The sequence below is a fragment of the Cohnella sp. GCM10027633 genome (assembly GCF_042675445.1).
In the GTDB taxonomy this organism is placed as follows: domain Bacteria; phylum Bacillota; class Bacilli; order Paenibacillales; family Paenibacillaceae; genus Cohnella.
The window spans coordinates 511,723-528,595 of the sequence record NZ_JBHTGV010000001.1; the positions used below are offsets into that span (position 1 = coordinate 511,723).

At 61.8% G+C, this 16,873-nt stretch carries 13 protein-coding genes; all 13 read right to left on the reverse strand.

Annotation, left to right across the window (positions count from 1 at the left end; all coding sequences use genetic code 11):
* Positions 1 to 29 precede the first annotated feature (29 nt).
* The 13 genes from ACFQZG_RS02205 to ACFQZG_RS02265 all read right to left on the reverse strand — a co-directional run bounded on the left by ACFQZG_RS02205 (position 30) and on the right by ACFQZG_RS02265 (position 16,845).
* A complete protein-coding gene (locus ACFQZG_RS02205) occupies positions 30 to 1,037 on the reverse strand; it encodes an AAA family ATPase (protein WP_378149602.1) in 1,008 nt (335 codons plus the stop codon).
* Between the two features lie 76 nt (positions 1,038 to 1,113).
* Positions 1,114 to 1,779: a YdcF family protein gene (locus ACFQZG_RS02210; protein ID WP_378149604.1), complete on the reverse strand. Its 666-nt coding sequence runs from the start codon at positions 1,777 to 1,779 to the stop codon at positions 1,114 to 1,116.
* On the reverse strand, positions 1,780 to 2,340 hold the full coding sequence (locus ACFQZG_RS02215) for a ribonuclease FAU-1 family protein (protein ID WP_378149605.1): 561 nt from the start codon (positions 2,338 to 2,340) through the stop codon (positions 1,780 to 1,782).
* Between the two features lie 202 nt (positions 2,341 to 2,542).
* Positions 2,543 to 5,008: a transglycosylase domain-containing protein gene (locus ACFQZG_RS02220; RefSeq protein ID WP_378149606.1), complete on the reverse strand. Its 2,466-nt coding sequence runs from the start codon at positions 5,006 to 5,008 to the stop codon at positions 2,543 to 2,545.
* A 174-nt stretch (positions 5,009 to 5,182) separates the two neighbouring features.
* Positions 5,183 to 5,425, reverse strand: a complete 243-nt coding sequence (gene hfq, locus ACFQZG_RS02225; protein ID WP_378149608.1) for an RNA chaperone Hfq — start codon at positions 5,423 to 5,425, stop codon at positions 5,183 to 5,185.
* Between the two features lie 29 nt (positions 5,426 to 5,454).
* Positions 5,455 to 6,441: a tRNA (adenosine(37)-N6)-dimethylallyltransferase MiaA gene (gene miaA, locus ACFQZG_RS02230; protein WP_378149610.1), complete on the reverse strand. Its 987-nt coding sequence runs from the start codon at positions 6,439 to 6,441 to the stop codon at positions 5,455 to 5,457.
* Positions 6,431 to 7,204, reverse strand: a complete 774-nt coding sequence (locus ACFQZG_RS02235) for a class I SAM-dependent methyltransferase (RefSeq protein ID WP_378149611.1) — start codon at positions 7,202 to 7,204, stop codon at positions 6,431 to 6,433. Before ACFQZG_RS02235 ends, miaA begins: the two co-directional genes overlap by 11 nt.
* 2 nt (positions 7,205 to 7,206) lie before the next feature.
* Positions 7,207 to 9,204: a DNA mismatch repair endonuclease MutL gene (gene mutL, locus ACFQZG_RS02240; RefSeq protein WP_378149612.1), complete on the reverse strand. Its 1,998-nt coding sequence runs from the start codon at positions 9,202 to 9,204 to the stop codon at positions 7,207 to 7,209.
* A 35-nt stretch (positions 9,205 to 9,239) separates the two neighbouring features.
* Positions 9,240 to 10,670 (reverse strand): S41 family peptidase, encoded by a 1,431-nt coding sequence (locus tag ACFQZG_RS02245; protein WP_378149614.1) that lies wholly within the window; start codon positions 10,668 to 10,670, stop codon positions 9,240 to 9,242.
* Positions 10,667 to 13,426 carry a DNA mismatch repair protein MutS gene (gene mutS / locus ACFQZG_RS02250; RefSeq protein ID WP_378149616.1) on the reverse strand — a complete coding sequence of 920 codons (2,760 nt, stop codon included), beginning with the start codon at positions 13,424 to 13,426 and terminating at the stop codon, positions 10,667 to 10,669. Before mutS ends, ACFQZG_RS02245 begins: the two co-directional genes overlap by 4 nt.
* 111 nt (positions 13,427 to 13,537) lie before the next feature.
* Positions 13,538 to 14,980, reverse strand: coding sequence for a putative amidoligase domain-containing protein (locus ACFQZG_RS02255; protein WP_378149617.1), 1,443 nt, complete (start codon positions 14,978 to 14,980; stop codon positions 13,538 to 13,540).
* 230 nt (positions 14,981 to 15,210) lie between these two features.
* Positions 15,211 to 15,774, reverse strand: a complete 564-nt coding sequence (locus tag ACFQZG_RS02260; RefSeq protein ID WP_378149618.1) for an outer spore coat protein CotE — start codon at positions 15,772 to 15,774, stop codon at positions 15,211 to 15,213.
* A 99-nt stretch (positions 15,775 to 15,873) separates the two neighbouring features.
* Positions 15,874 to 16,845: an aromatic acid exporter family protein gene (locus ACFQZG_RS02265; protein ID WP_378149620.1), complete on the reverse strand. Its 972-nt coding sequence runs from the start codon at positions 16,843 to 16,845 to the stop codon at positions 15,874 to 15,876.
* Positions 16,846 to 16,873: the final 28 nt, after the last annotated feature.

Consider the following 16,873-nt stretch of genomic DNA (forward strand, 5'->3'; position numbering starts at 1 on the left):
TCCGTAATAACCTCTTTCTATATGCGCGGCTATAGTCCTCGTATATCCTCGGGCTTCAGCGCCATCAGCTCCTGACGTCCCGGCGAGCTGGCCGGATACTGCGCGAGCAGTCTCACCGCCTGGAAGCGGATCGCCCTCTCGAGCACGTTGCGCACGTATCTCGCGTTGCTGAAGTGGAAGATCGATTCGTTCTTCTCGTAAGCGACGAGTTGCCGCAACTTGAACATCGCATGCGGCACGATCGCGTATTCTCGTTCTTTCATCATGCCTTCCGCGATCGAAGATAACTGATCGACCGTATAGTCCGGGAATTCGATCTGGATCGGAAACCGCGACGGCAAGCCCGGATTCGTCATGAGAAAAGCGTCGATCTCGAGCGTATAACCGGCGAGAATGAGCACGAATTGGTTCTTGTAATCTTCCATCGCCTTCACGAGCGTATCGATCGCTTCCTTGCCGAAGTCCTTCTCTCCGCCCCGCGCCAGGCTGTACGCCTCGTCGATGAACAGCACGCCTCCGAGCGCCTTCTTCACGAGCTCGCGCGTCTTAAGCGCCGTATGTCCGATATATTCCCCGACCAAGTCCGCGCGTTCCACTTCCACGAGATGGCCTTTGGACAGCAAGCCCATCCCTTGGAACAGCTTGGCGAGCAGCCGCGCGACCGTCGTTTTACCCGTGCCGGGATTGCCCTTGAATACCATGTGGTACACTTGCGCTTGCGATTGGAGCCCCGCCTCGCCGCGGTATTGGGCGACTTGCAGGAGGGCGTATATTTCGTATACCAGTTCCTTCACGTTGTCCAGGCCGACCATCCGGTCCAATTCCTTCTGCCACTCGGTCCACGGACCCGTCTGCGGCAGCGAGCGGTACCCTCCCGCCCCTTCGGAATAGCCGTTTCCGGCGTGGCCGGACGACTGTCCCGTACCGCCGCCGGAAGATGGCTCCGCGTTGCGCAGAACGACGTTGATCTGCCTGGAAGGCCGCTTCGCCGACGCTTGCGCGTCCCTCGTTCCCGGCGTACCTGCTTTTGCGTTCATCGCGATCACCTTACCTTGGCCGAAGTCGACGCGAATTCGCCGCAGTTACAATGTATTCGCGATGGTCAGCCCCTAGTCATAGGAACGGCTTGCGTACAAGCCATTTCGTGTAGGCGAGCACTTCCCGCGCTTCATGGTAATGAATGCTGAGCACCTTGGAATCGGTCACTTGCACTTGAACGGGCGAGAAGCGGAGCTTCCGCGCCATATCCGCCGCCCTCGAGCCGTGATAGCCGTGGGTGACGACGACGGCGGACTGCCAGCCGCGCTCGGCCATGATGTCTCGTGCGTACGTCAAATTCTCGTACGTATCCTTCGACAGATTGTCCAAGGCGATCTCGTCTTCCGGGATGCCGCGTCCCGTCAAGTAGTTCCGCGCTCCTTCGGCGTCCGTGATCTTGGAAGACGGCGTCGCCTTGCCTCCGGTAACGATGATTCGACCGAACATGCCATCGTCGTACAACTCGATCGCGTAATCGAGCCGCTCCTTCAGCGCCGGACTCGGCTCGTCCCCCCACAACCCGGCGCCGAGCACGATGCCGACGTCCGCTCGGACGGCGCTTGCGTCCTTCGGCTCTCCGCCGTAAGAGACGATCATCGCGTACAAGGTGCCGCACCAGACGACGAGCGCCAGAACGCCGCACGCGGCGATCCATAGCAACCGGCGCGGTAGCCGAGACTTCGCCGACCCCTTGGGAGCAGAACGAGAGGCCAGCGGCCTCTCTTCCGTTAACCTGCGCATTTAACCGTTTCCTTTCTCCCAGCCCAGTTTCTCCAAATACGCGCGCCGATGATTCATGCTCATCTCGAAGTAAGGAAATTTGTTCTGGTTGATGAGCTCCATCAGACGCGCGGCGGTGCGCTGCGCCATGGCGGAATCGCGCGGCGTGATCTGACCCTCGTCCAGCGCTTCCTCCAGCTCGTCTTCGTCCAAGAGCAGCTTCTCCCCGCTCGGCAGCACGACGATGTCGAGGAACAGATCGTCGAACCACGGCACCTGCTGATCGGTAAGTCCCTGCGTCTTGCAAATGTCGATGTACCATTGCACGACATGCCCGCGATCGTCGAACATCGTCGTTACGACGAAGTGCTCCCCGCGGGGAAAATGCTGCATCCATAAATACCCGCGATCGGCGAGACACATTCTGCGGCCGTTGTATTCCTTCCACAGCGGGTCCCGAAGGTCGTGAATGCGGTACAGCGTCACGAAGCCTTTGAACTGCGGGTCGTCTACCGGTATGCAAGCATAGCTTTTCTTCAAAATCCGCCGCCAATTGGCCCGATCCGAAAATTTACGTTTCATAAGCAATGCCTATCCTTTCATCCCATCCAACATATACAGAGTCTAACACATCTTGCCTCCCCTAACCAAGCACAAACGGCTCTCGCCGTCCAGAGGAAGGATATTCCGGCGGTCTAACCCGCCTTCGGACGATCGATTCGCGAAAAAGCCCCCGCGCGGCGACTTTCGTCGAATGCGCGGGGGCTTGCCTGTTACCGATCGATTATGGGATAGGCGACTGTTCCGGCGGAGGCACGACCTCGCCTGGAGGCGGGGATTCCCCTCCGCCCGATCCCGGCGAAGGCGTCGGCTCCGGCGAACCGCCCGGCTCTTCCCCGCCGTCCGGCGGAGTCGGCGTCTCGAGCGGCGTCTCGGACGGAGGAGGCGTCGGTTCTCCGCCTTCTTCCGGCGGAGGCGTCTCGATCGCTTCTCCGGCCGGAAGCTCCAGCTTCGCCTGCTCCGACGGATCGCTCTCCAGCTTCTTCGATGCTTGGTAAGCCGTCACGTAATACGTGTACGTCTTGGCCGGCTGGACGGTCATATCTTCGAATAACGGCTCCGTCGCGTCCCCGAGCAAAGCGAAGTCCGCGTCCGCCGCTTCCTTACGGTACACTTTGTACGTGATGCCTTCGCCTTCGACCTTCGACCATTCCAAGTGAACGAGACCTTGTTCCCAGCCTTCGAACGTCGCGAGAAGACCGTCCACGCCGGGCAGCTTCTCTTCGGTCTGCAAGCCTTCCGGTTTCGGGAACGACAATTGCTTCTTGCCCGACAGCGCCTTGGACATGACCGACGCGAACATTCGCGCGGCTTTGTCGCTCGTCGAGGACAGGTGGTGCGTCTCGTCCGTCCGGTCGAAGCCGTTCCAGACGGCCGCCGTCCACTCCGGCGTATAGCCGACGAACCAGATGTCCCGGTTGCCGCCTCCGTTAGGGTTCTGCGTCGTGCCCGTCTTGCCGGCGACCGTCCTGCCCTTGATGGCCGCGCTCTTGCCGGTACCGCTCTGCACGACCCCTTGCATCATCTGCGTCAAGTAATACGCCGTATACTCGGACATGACCCGCTTCGCTTTCGGCGCCTTATACGAATAGATCTCGTCGCCGTTGCGGTCGGTAATCGACAGGATGCTGTGCGGATCCTGCAGCAAGCCGCCGTTCGCGAACGCGGCATAGGCGGTCGCCATCTGGACCGGCGTCGCGCCGTACGTGAGACCGCCGAGCGCCATCGCGAGGTTGCGGTCCTCGGCTTCGAGCTCGATGCCGAGCTTCTCGGCGAACGACGCCCCCGTCTTGATGCCGATCTCGTTGAGCAGCCAGACGGCCGACACGTTGCGGGATTCGCGGATCGCCTCGCTCATCGGGATTTCGCCGCGGTATTTGTTCTTCGAGTTCGAGTTCGTCGGGCAATACTTGCCCCAACACTTCTTCACGTCTTGTACCGTCGTCCACGGGAAGTAGTCTCCCGATTCGATCGCCGGTCCGTACACCGCGATCGGTTTGAACGCGGAGCCGGGTTGGCGCGGATTGACGACGCGGTTGAAGCCTTTCCTGCCGTAATCCCGTCCGCCGACCATGGCGATCAGAGAGCCGTCATGCTGGTCCATGATGACCATCGCGCCCTGCGCGAGCGTATCGTCCGGGCTCTTGTCGAACAGCGAGTCGCTTGCGAACGACGTCTCCATCGCGGACTGCGCCTTCGTATCGATCGTCGTCATGATCGTGTAGCCGGAGCTGAGCAGCTCTTCCTCGGTAAGTCCGGTCACGTCCTTCGCTTCCGCTACGACGTAATCCATGTACGTCAAGTACTTGCCGCGCGTCGCCGGCACGACGTCGGGATCGTATTCGACCTTCGCCGCCGCTTCCTGCTCCTCCTTCGTAATGAGCCCTTGCTCGTACATGAGGCTCAGCACGACGGCGCGGCGCTCTTGCGACCGCTCCGGGTTAGCCAGCGGGTTGTATACGCTAGGCGCCTTCGGAATGCCCGCGAGCGTGGCGATCTGCCACAGCTTCAGCTTGTTCAAGTCGCTGACGTTGAAGTAATACTTCGCCGCCGTCTTAATGCCGTATTGGCCTTTGCCGAAGTAGATCCGGTTCAAGTACAGCTCCAGAATCTCTTCCTTGCTCTTGTGGTTCTCGAGCGCGAGCGCGATCGAAGCTTCCGTCCCCTTGCGGAACAGCGTCTTGTCCGCGTTGAGGAACAAGTTCTTCGCGAGCTGCTGAGTGATCGTGCTGGCGCCTTCGACCGCGCTTCTGGCGATGACGTCCTTCACGAGCGCGCGCCCTATGCCGAACAAGTCGATGCCGTTATGGTCGTAGAACCGCTTGTCCTCCGTCGCGACGACGGCGTCCGTCAGCAGCTTCGGCATGTCGCCGATCGGCACGAACTCCCGGTTGCCTTCGGACATATACAAGTTCGTCACTTGGTTGCCGTCGCGATCGACGACGATCGACGACGTATCTAGATTCAGCTTGTTGATGTTGGCGGTCAATATCCGCTCCCCGTTCAAGATGACGAGCAGATAACCGACGACGGCGCACACGACCGCGAACAAGAGGACGAAGAACAGCCACACGAGTCCTCTTTTCTTGTTGCGGCGCGGACCTTTGGTTCTGCCCTTGCCTTTGCCCTTGCCCGCGTTGCCTGCGCGATTGTTCTCGCCTGCGTTGCCTTGCGATACGGTTTGGTTCATGTCGTTCTCCCCTTAACTCCGTCTTTGTCTCTGTCTCTAAAGGTTCGTCTTCTTATAAGTACCCTAAATAAAGAGAACAACCCGCTAGCGGGTTGCTCGTGTGCCGGTCTATTTAGTTAGACGCTTAACGCTGGGCAAAAGTTTCACCGATTGCCGATCCCGGGGGCGGATCGCTTAGTTGTCGGACGCGTTGTCCTGCTGCATGAGGGATACGTTGCGCTGCGGCATGAACGTGCTGATCGCGTGCTTGTATACCATCTGCTGGCGACCCTCGCTGTCGATTACGATGGTGAAGTTATCAAACGCGCGGACGATGCCGCGAATCTGAAATCCGTTCGTCAAGTAGACGGTAACCGGAATGCTGTCTTTGCGAAGTTGATTGAGAAACGTATCCTGGATGTTAATGGACTTGTTCATTAGCCGAAAACCCCCATCGCCACAAATATTTATGAAAGAATATATTCAATGTCAATCGGAAACTTTCCTGCTATTATAGCACAGGTTGCCGCGAAAAGTCCGTTGTTTTTTGCGGCTGCTTCCACGTCGATCCATTCGAGCGACTTCATATGTCGAAACCAAGACAGCTGGCGCTTCGCGAAATGCCTCGTATCGCGCTTCAGCACGTCGACGGCCGTCCCGTAATCCATCTCGCCGGCCAAGAAGGCCGCGATCTCCTTATAGCCTAGACCGCGCATCGATATGGCATCCCTTGGCACGCCTTGATCCAGCAGTCCTCTCACCTCGCTAACAAGCCCCGCGTCGAGCATTTCGTCGATACGCCGCTCGATTCGCCGGTAGAGCGCCGCGCGATCCATCGTCAGTCCGACGATGCATAGGCGGTACGGCGATGCTTTGTCGTCGCCTCTGGCTTGCGCCTGCTGCCCGGAGAGCGGGTTGCCCGTGACATGATGAATCTCGAGCGCGCGGACGACGCGGCCCAAGTCGTTCGCGTGCAGCTTCGCCGCGCTGGCCGGATCGACGGCGGCCAGCTTGTCGTGCAGCGCCTCGTTGCCGTGCTTCGCCGCGTAAGCGCGCATCTCTTCGCGGAACGGCTCGTCCGCTCCTTGTTCCCGGAACTCGAACCCGTAGCAGACGGACTCGACGTACAGTCCGGTGCCTCCGACGATCATCGGCAGCTTGCCGCGGGACGTAATGTCTTCGATCGCCTCGGCGCATAGCCTCTGAAACTCCGACACCGAAAAAGGATGCTCGGGCTCTCGTATGTCGATCAGGTGGTGAGGGATGCCTTCTCTCTCCTCCGGCATCAGCTTGGCGGTGCCGATATTCATTCGGCGGTATACTTGCATCGAATCGCCGCTGATGATTTCGCCGTTCAGCGCCTTCGCCAGTTGCAGGCTGAGCGCCGTCTTGCCGATGGCCGTCGGACCGACGAGCACGAGCAGCGGCGGACGAACGTCCGCGTTAGTCTCCAATCGTAATCACTCCGTATGCGACCGAGGAGCCGGACTTACGGGCTTGGCGGAAGCCAAGCCGTTCGAACTGCCCGCTCCCGCGGTGGTCTTTAAGCACGATGCTTCTTCGCGCGACTCGCCTTGCCTCGCTCACCGCTTCGTCGGTTAACGGGCCCATGTGCGCCCGCGCGCGCAGCGGTTCGAGCGAGCTCGAGGCATCGACCGGCCTCTCGAACATCGGGTCGAAGTAGACGATGTCGACGCTGTCGTCTTCCTGTTGCTTCAAATACGATTCATAGCTCGCAAGGACGGGCCGCACGGCTCGCATCGCGCGGTCGACTTCGGGCAAGCCGGTATCGTACAGCTTCAGCCCTTCCCGCACGATCGCGTGCACGATCGGGGAAGCCTCGAGAGCGACGACGCGGCCTTGCGGGCCGACCGCGAAGCTGAACACGAGCGCGTCGGCGCACAAGCCCGCCGTGCAATCGAGCACGACGTCGCCCGGCCGCGTTCCGCTGATCTCGACCAGCGTATCGATTCCGCCTTCCAGCAGCCGTTTCAACCGAACGAGCGCCATGCTGGGGTGGAAGAACAGCGGCGGTCCGTCCGCGGGAACGAGCTTCACTTCCCGCGGACCGACGACCGCCACGTCCGAATCGTCCCTCATGCGGCTAAGCCGCGCGATCGAATGCTGCTGCCTCGGTACGTAATCCGTCCCCCATTCCTTCGCGAGCGCCTTCGCCAGCTCGAGCGTACGCGTATCGGGCCTTTCGGACGTCGTCACGATCACGACGTCACCCGCTTGAACATCTTCTCCAGCTCGTACGTGCTGAAGCTGACGACGATCGGCCTCCCGTGCGGGCAAGTGTAAGGTTGCCGGCATGCGGCCAGACGCTCGAGCAGCTTCTCTCCGGCTTCCCTCGTCTGCGCTTGGTTCGCCTTGATGGAAGCCTTGCACGAGCATAGAATCGACGCCGTCTCGCGCAGCTTGCGCAAGTCGACGCTCTTCTCCATCATGACCCATTCCGCCATCTCGCGAACGATCGCGGCTTCGTCCCCGTCGGGAAACCAATGCGGCACGGCGCGGATCATGAACGTATTGCCGCCGAAGTCCTCCAAGTAGACGCCCGCGCTCTCGAAGGCCGAGAGTCGGCCGCGAAGCACGAGGCATTCGTCCGGGGCGAACTCGAGCGTCACCGGCAGCAGGAGTTCCTGGCTCGCCTCTTCGGGACGTCCGAACTTATCGTAATAGTATTCGTAATGGACGCGCTCGTGCGCGGCGTGCTGATCGATTAGATACAAGCCGTTCTCGTTCTGCGCGACGATATACGTGCCGTGCAGCTGCCCGATCCAGCTCAGCTCCGGGAACGCGGGCGCTTGCGGCTTCGAAGGCGGCGCGGCGAACGCGGCTTCCCAGACGCTGTCCGGAATGCGGACGGGCGGCTGCGAGGAAAGCTGAGTCGAACGCGCCGAGGAGGAGCCGTACGTGACTCCTGGCGAGCTCGCGGCTCGCGGCGCCGAATAGGAAGGCTTCTCCTCCCCGATGCGCGGCTCTCTCCGCGCGTACGCTTCGGATGTCGCGGCCGCTTCATGCCTGAACGTAGGAGCCTGGGACGGCGCGGCGAACCGCTCCGGCGGAGTCTGCGGCTGCCGCGACGTTGCCGGCGACGACGGCGGCGATGCAGGCATGGAATCCGGAGACTGCGTGTCGGCAGGCGGCACTTGGAAGCGGATCTGCTCTTGCACCCACTCCGGCGCCTTGGCCGAACGCGTCGCGGCGCCGGACGGGATATGCTTCTCGCCGCCGAGCGCTTCCTTGACCGCCTTCTCGACGAACGCGCGGAGCTCGTTCTCCTTGCTGAACCGAACCTCGAGCTTCGCCGGGTGAACGTTCACGTCCACGAGCGTCGGATGCATCGTCAAGCTCAGCACGGCGAGCGGATACCGATGAAGCGGCAGCAGCGTATGATACGCCTGCAACAGCGGTTGCATGACGGCCGGGCTGCGAACGTAACGGCCGTTGACGAGCACCGTCACCGCGTTGCGGTTCGCCCGCGTCTCCGACGGTAGCGCCGTGACGCCGGTAAGCGTGTAATCGGGATTCTCGGCGCGAAGCGCCACGGTCGCCTTGGCCGAAGACGTTCCATAGATCGCCGCGACGACTTGGCGCAGATCGCCGTTGCCCGGCGTTCGCAGCAACAGGTTGCCGTTATGGCTGAACGTGAACGCGATATCCGGCCTCGCCAACGCCTGACGGTACACGACGTCCGACAGATGTCCGAGCTCCGTCTGTACCGTCTTCATGTATTTCAACCGCGCGGGGGTGTTGAAGAATAAGTCGCGCACGACCATCTCCGTCCCCTTCGGGGCATTCGCGTCCTTGTTCGCCACGACGGCGCCGCCTTCGATCTCGATGCAGCGTCCGAGTCCGCTATTATCGGTCGAGCTGACGCATTTCACCTTGGCGACGGCGGCGATACTCGGCAGCGCTTCCCCGCGGAACCCGAGCGTCTCGATCTGGAACAAGTCTTTGCTCGTCGCGATCTTGCTCGTCGCGTGCCGTTGGAACGCCACCAGCATGTCGTCCGGATCGATGCCCGTGCCGTCGTCCGCGATGCGCAGCAGGGACAGGCCGCCTTCCTCCGCGGACACGTCGATTCGGGTAGAACCGGCGTCGACCGCGTTCTCGATCAATTCCTTCAGGACGGAAGCCGGCCGCTCTACGACCTCTCCCGCCGCGATCTGATTCGCCAAATGTTCGTCAAGGGGGCGGATGATGCCCATGCCGACTCACTCCTTTTCCGCGTAAGCTCGTTCGATTATCCCGCGTCCGACAGCTTGATCGTCTCGTCCGAGACGGAATGGTCGAAGCCCGGGTACCACTCTTCGAGCACTCTCACGTCGATCATCGTCCGGCCGTTCTTCACGAAGAGGCGAGGGTCGTTCGAGAGAATCGTGCGCACGACTTTCCCTTTGGTTAGCGTGAACACGCGCTTGTCGGCGTCGTACTTCAGCGTCGCTCCGGCGATGGAAGCGCCCATGCGGATGTTCACGTACCATACGCCCTTGGCGTTCTTCATCGCCGCGGACGGCTCGCTAGTGCGAATGCCCGACATCGTGACGACGTCCGACGTCGCGGTCAGCTCCACCTTATGGCCGCCCGCCGCGCGATAAGCCTCCACGAGCTGGCTCGCAGGGTCTTGTACCGTCAAGTCAGGCGTCAAACCGACCTTGTCGACCTGACGTCCGTTCGGGGTGAAATATTGGCGGATCGTCAGCTTCAGGACGCCGCCGCTCTGCATCGTGACGATCGACTGCACGACGCCTTTGCCGTACGTCTGGGTGCCGACCAGCTTGGCGATGCCATAATCCTGCAAAGCTCCCGCCAGCAGCTCCGACGCGCTCGCGGAGTTGCCGTTCACGAGCAGCGTCACCGGATAATCGTTGTTCTCCCCATCGACTTCGAGCGGCGTATCGTTGCCCTCTCTGTCGCGCATGTGCGCGAGGACGCCTTCTTCCAGGAACAGACCCGCGATCTTCTGCGCCGTATCGACGTAACCGCCGCCGTTGTTGCGAAGATCGAACACGAGCGCTTTCATGCCTTTGCCTTCGAGCTCCTCGAGATGCTTCTTCACTTCGGCGGCCGCGTCGGACGTGAAGCCCGACAGCGACAAGTAGCCTACCCCTTCGCCGAGCATTCGGGACGTCACGGTCGGCAAGTGGATCGTCTTGCGTTGCAGAATGAAGTCGATCTTCTTCCCTGCCCTCGTCACGGTGAGCGAAACGAGGCTCCCCTCCTTGCCTAGCAGCAATTGCTGGACGTCCGCGGTCGACTTGCCTTTGAGGGATTGACCCGCGGCGGTCGCCAGCACGTCGCCGGCTTGCATGCCCGCGGAAGCGGCAGGACTGCCCGGTATGACGTCGTCGACGGCGATGCCTGTTTTCTCTTGCCGCATGACGATGCCTACGCCGACGAACGTCTGCTCCAGCACGGAGTTGAACGCCTTCCATTCCGCCGCGTCGAAAAACTGCGTATAGGGATCGTTAAGCGTCTTGATCATTCCGTCGATGTCGTCCATGCTCAGCGACGCTTCGCTCGGATTCCCGTAATGATAGTTCAGCAGCAGCTGCCTGACTTCCTTGACTTGCTCCGGCGTGTCGGCCGCCGACGCGACCGGCGTTAGGCCGATCAACAGCGCGATGCCGAGCAACGACGCGACCGACTTTCTTCCCAAGCGTCCTAGCTTCATTGCGATTCACCGCTCTCCGTAAGTTGGTTGCGCGCGTCGTTCAGCCACTCCAGCGCCTGCAGAGGCGTCATGCGCATGACGTCCAGCTTGCGGAGCTTGTCCAGCAGCTTGTCTTGCGCGGGCGTCGTCGCCTTGGCAGGCTTCGCCGGAGCGGCCGGCTCTGCGAACATCGACAGCTGGAAAACGCCGATGGAGGAAGCTTCGCCGCCGGCCGGCGCAGGAACGGCCAGCGGCGTGATGGCTGCCGGCGTAGACGAGGCAGGCGGCACATAGGCTGCCGGCGATTCTTTCGCGATGGATACAGGCGATTGCGCAGCGACGGCGAATGACGCTTCTTTGGTGACGGCGGCTTCTTTCGCCGATAGCGATCCGGCGTCCTTCAGCAAGCCGTACGCGCGGTTGACGATCGTATCCGGCAAGCCGGCGAGCTGCGCGCAATAGATGCCGTAGCTCGAATCAGCCGCTCCCGGAACGAGCTTGCGCAGGAACGTGACGCCTTCGGAGCTTTCCTTGACCGCCATGCAGCCGTTGCTCAGACCGGACAGCGAATTCTCCAAGTGCGCCAGCTCGTGATAGTGGGTCGAGACGAGCGCCTTGCAGCGAATATGGTCGTGCACGTATTCGATGACCGACTGGGCGATCGCCATTCCTTCGTCCGTGGACGTGCCGCGGCCGAGCTCGTCGATGATGATCAAGCTTCGCGCGGTCGCTTGCTCGGTCATCACTTGAATGTCCTTCATCTCGACCATGAACGTGCTCTGCCCGCCGACGAGATCGTCCGCGGCGCCGATCCGCGTGAAGATGCGGTCGACGAACGGCAGCGCGGCGCGGCGAGCCGGCACGAAGCAGCCGATCTGCGCCATCAGGCAGATCATCGCCACCTGGCGCATGTATGTACTCTTACCGGCCATGTTCGGCCCGGTGATGAGCAGGATCGAACCGTTATCCCGCGATAGATTCGTATCGTTGGCGATGAACACGCCGTTCTCGTTCACCGACTCGACGACGGGGTGACGGCCGTCCTCGATCGTCAGATCGTACCCGTCTCCTTCCGTCCAGCTCGGACGGGTATATCTGCGCTCGGCGCTCGCCTCCGCGAACGCCTGCAGCACGTCGAGCGACGCCAAGCTTTCGGCGAGTCGCTGCAAGCGCGCCATCTGTCCGGCGATCCGGTCGCGCAGTCCAAGGAAAATCTCGTGCTCCAAGTCGGCCATCCGGTCTTCCGCTTCCAGGATGAGCGCTTCCTTCTCCTTCAGCTCCGGCGTCACGAACCTCTCGGCGTTAGCAAGCGTCTGCTTGCGCTCGTACCTGCCTTCCGGCAAGCTGCCGAGGTTAGCGCGCGTCACTTCCAAATAGTAGCCGAACACTTTGTTGAAGCCGATCTTCAGCGACTTGATGCCGGTCGCCTCGCGCTCTTGGCGCTCCAGCTCGGCGATCCATTGCTTGCCGTTCGCGCTCGCCTCCCGCAGCGTGTCGAGCTTCGCGTCGAAGCCGGGACGGATGAGTCCTCCGTCTCGGACGTTCGCGGGCGGCTCGTCGGCGATCGCTTGTCCGATCGCGGCGGCGAGATCCCCGCAGGCGTCCATTCGATCGGCGAGCGCGGTCAGCGGACCCGCGTTCAAGGACAGGCATAGCCGTTGAATCGCCGGAACGCGTTCGAGAGACGACTTCAGCGCGTTCAAGTCGCGGCCGTTCGCGGTGCCGTAGGCGATTCTGCCCGTCAGCCGCTCCAGGTCGTACACTTCGCCGAGCTCGTCCCGAAGCTCCTTGCGCTGCAGCCAATCTTGGTGAAGCGACTCGACGGCGTCAAGCCGTTCGTTCAGTTGCCTCTTGTCGAGCAGCGGCTGGTCGATCCACCGCTTCAAGAGCCGCGATCCCATCGCCGTGCGCGTGCGATCGAGCAATGACAGCAGCGTGCCCTTGCGGGACCTGTCGCGGACCGTCTCCGTCAGCTCGAGATTGCGGCGGGTGAACGCGTCCAGCGCCATATACGCTTCCGAGTCGTACGCCTTAACGGCCCGAATATGATCGAGCGAACGCTTCTGCGTCTCGTTCAAGTAGTCGACCAGCTTGGCGACCGCCATTCCGCGAACCGCTTCGTGCCCGTCCCATCGCTCGTCCGGGAATTGCGCGGACAACGAAGCGAGATCGCTGGCATCCCGCAGCGTCGTCACGAGGGTCCGCTGAGTCGGGGCAACCGCCTCGCTCAGCATGGCGAGCGCGCGTTCGTCGCCGACCGCTTCCAATGGACGGTACACGCCGAGGGCGTTCTTGACTGCCTCCGCGGTCGTCGGGAACGATGTCACGTACAGCTCGCCGGTCGTCAAATCGCACGCGGCGAATCCGAACCGGTCGCCGAAAGTCGCCGCGCCGACGATGAAGTTATTGGCGCCGTCGCCGAGAGCCCGCGTATCCATGACCGTGCCGGGCGTGACGATGCGCACGATCTCGCGCTTGACGACGCCTTTGGCCGTCGCCGGGTCTTCGACCTGCTCGCAGATCGCGACTTTATAGCCTTTGTCGATCAGCCTGGCGATATAGCCTTCGGCGGAGTGGTACGGAACGCCGCACATCGGGATGCGTTCCTCCTGCCCCGCGCCGCGGCCCGTCAGCGTAATCTCGAGCTCTCGCGCGGCCGTCACCGCATCGTCGAAGAACATTTCGTAGAAATCGCCTAAGCGAAAAAATAATAGCGCGTCCGTCGCGGTCGCTTTAACGGACAAATATTGCTCCATCATGGGAGTGTAACCGGCCATCGTAACCTCCGAGTATGTATCGTGAATGTTCGAGCTTTCGAACGGATATTCGCTTTATTATAGCAAAAAAAGCCTGCGAATGTCTGCGGGGCAACTTACTTGGCGCAGCGTTCACTTTACGGTGATTCCCCAGCGTTCCCGCAAATCCGCCGTTTCATTCCAGGTGACTCCCCGCTCGATCGACCGGAACAGAGGCTCGATCAGCGACTCGTATTTGCGGTAACCGCTCGTGGAAGCCAGCGCCGCGTGAACGGCGGCAGCACCGGCGAGCAGCGCTCCCCGGTCGCCGTCGGAGTAAAAAGCGTCGCGCACGGCGTCATCGTCGAGCGGGCGACGCGAAGCCAACTCGCGGGAATGCTCCGCCGCGACCTTCGCCAGCGCGAGCGCACCGCAAGCGAGCCGCGGCGAGACGAGCCAGCTCGGCGGCGTCCGGTACTCGAAGCCGCCATGGCTCTGGCGGCGAAAGTCGCCGAGCGCCCCGAAGCGCGGGCGGCGAGCCGCGGCGGACGGCGGCTCCAGCAGGCGCAGCGGCAGGGCGACGGCATTGTCCAGCGCGCGCAGCCGCTCGCCGGTCAGCGCGGCGCCGCTCAGGTGCACGTGCCCGCCCAGCGGCAGGCCGCGCACCGGTCCCGTTCCGGCGCGCCACGCGAGCTGCGCGCCGGCCGTTCTTCGCGCCGCCGCCGTCAGCAGGCGGCGCAAGCTGGCCGCGACGGCGGCGGGCTCCGTCGCGGGCTCGGGTCTTAGCTCCGCCAGCGGCCAGCGGCGGACGCCGCGGATGACGACCGAGTCGCAACCCGCGTCGCCGCCCGGCGGCAAAAACCGCGACGCCGGAACGACTCTGCCGTCCGGCGCGAGCATGACGAACTCGGGGTCCGCGCCGAGCGTCACGGCGACGCTATCCTTCGTCTCCGACGTCCAAGCCGCGGAGAACGCGGAGACGGCTTCCGCCAGCGCGCCTTCGGCCTCCCCTGGAGACGGAGCCAACCGCGGCCGAATCGCGAAGATCGTCGCTCTCGCCCAGTCGTCGAGCTCGACTTCGACTTCGCCGTAATCTAGACCGAGCATATACAGCGCGCGCGTCGCGGCCTTCGCGATAATGTTCCGCAGGCGATCGTCGATTGAAGCGACGGCGCGTAGGGTATCCGCTAAGTATCGTTCGTCGTACACGCGATGCACATCCACCATCGCCAGATCGAATATCGTTGCCTTGAATCTGCGAGCCTTCGCGGACCATGTGTCGCTGACGGTGGCGCCATCAATTGAGGCGGCAAGCCCTTCGCGGCGCAATCTGCGCTCGATCTCCGCCGGAGCCAGCGAAGCGAGCCTGCGCGCGGACCGATTCATGAGCCACGGGGATACCGAGCCATCCGGCCCCTCCTCCCCCTCGCCCCTGACCGAAAGGGATAGTGGCCATAAGTCGTCGACGATCAGTACGCAATCGTTGTTCCGAATGCGCGCATCCGCCCGAAGCTCGGGAACGCCGGACGCATCCATCCACTTAGCGCTGGATTTTTTGCCGCGCGCCAACCATGCTTGACCCCCGCTATCGCCCACATCGCATCCCCCTTCCCCACAACCGCCCCCCACAACAAAAAAGCGGGAAGGGCCGTCCCGCTGGCGATACGTCGCCGAAGCCGAATGACCCTGTTCCGCGTTCCAAACCATGGAGCCTGCATCGGCTGTCGCCAAAAACAGGCTTTTCCCACCGTCATGATCGGGCATTCGCCCTCGACTTCTGTTCCGCTTCAGCATAGACATAAGTACCGGCCTTAAGACCGCACCGATTACAACTCGTCGTCTAACAGATCGGAATCGAGATCCTCGAAGTCTCCATCGTCGCCAAGCGAGAAATCTCCGTCTTTGCCGTCGTCGTCGCAACCGCCAGGGCATACGGCGACGCACACTTTTGTTTCCGCCACCATCTCCACGGCGAATTCCCGTTCGACGCGGATGTGGACCGACGAACCGTTGGCGCTCACCGTCGCTTCCACGCAATTCGGTTCCTGCGTTGCCTCCGCAGATACCTCTTCCGTGGAAGTGCGGTGTTTCGGGTCTACGTACGATAGAGGCACGAGCTCGACGTACGAGATCGTCTCCTTGGCAACATCCGTCTGCGAGTTCTTGCTGTACGAGTACCAGATGTTAATGTCGTATGACCCGATTACCTCGATTCCGTCCCCCGATTTCACCGCTTCATACTGGTGATTGATAATCCACGCGCCCAGAATGCTGGTCGGAGAGTGCGGCGGCGACACGGTATGGGAAACCGCCTGGAACTTCCGGCCTTTTCCGCAAACCGCCTTCGTGATGATTTCCCTGCACTGCAGCCGTTTATCCGCAATAGCCATTGTCGGTAGACCTCCTCCATACGATCAAGTCACTTAAAGTCTATGCAGGACATTCGTCTAGAGTGACAAAAATGTAGTCCCGCATAGCGCATTTACGACTCATTGTATGACGGTACCCGCGGAAGGAGACTTCCGTTTTTTCTCGCGGCTCGCGATAGACAAATAACGACGCAATTCACGGGACAGATGGAACAGCGAGGAGCGCATCTCGAACTCCTCGCGGCTTGCGGGGAGCGGCATTCCGCGGAAGCTGCCCTCCAGATCGCCCAGCCTTCTCTCCGTCTCTCCCTCGTAAAATTCGGACTTCACGTCCTCGGTCAACCGGTCGAACAGGGCCGCGATCAGCTCGGCCTGCGGAACGCGCCTCGATACGAAGGCGACCGATTCCATCATGAGCTGGATCGAATCGAGCTGTCCCCGCCTCATGTGAAAATAAAGCAGCCACGGCTCGTCCTGCGGAACGAGCCTGTTCTCGCGCGCCCGCCCGGCGACCTCGATGCCTTCGTCGATCGCTTGCCCGGCCTGCAGCATCTCTTCGCCGTCCCACACCTTGTCGGGATCGCGCAAGTGCGCCGCCAGCTCGCGGAAGATGCCCGAGAACGCTTCCTCCGCCTTGGCGCGCAACCGCTCCAGCGTCTTCTTCTCCTTCGGCATGTAGACCAGATTGAACACCGTCGCCCATCCGAAGCCGATCGTCAGCAGCAGCAATTCGGCACCGATGGTATGGCCCGAGACTTCCCCGCTGGCGAACAGATGGAACACGACGACGGAGCCCGTAATGATGCCGTCCTTCAGTCCGACGCGGGACAGAATCGGATACGCGAGGACGATGTAGATCGATAATACCCAAATATAGAACCCGATCGTTTCGAACAGGACGGACGCGAGGAACAGGCCGAATACCGAAGCCATGAACCTGGCGAACACCGTACGCAGCCCGCGCCACCTCGTCGTCTCCACGCCGAGAATGGCGAGTAAGCCCGCGCCGAGCGGGTTGTCCAGTCCCAGCAAGTATGCCGTATATATCGCGGTCAGCGTGGCGACCGCGGTTTTAATGACGCGAAATCCCATGCGAATCTCCTCCAACGGTCGACGACGG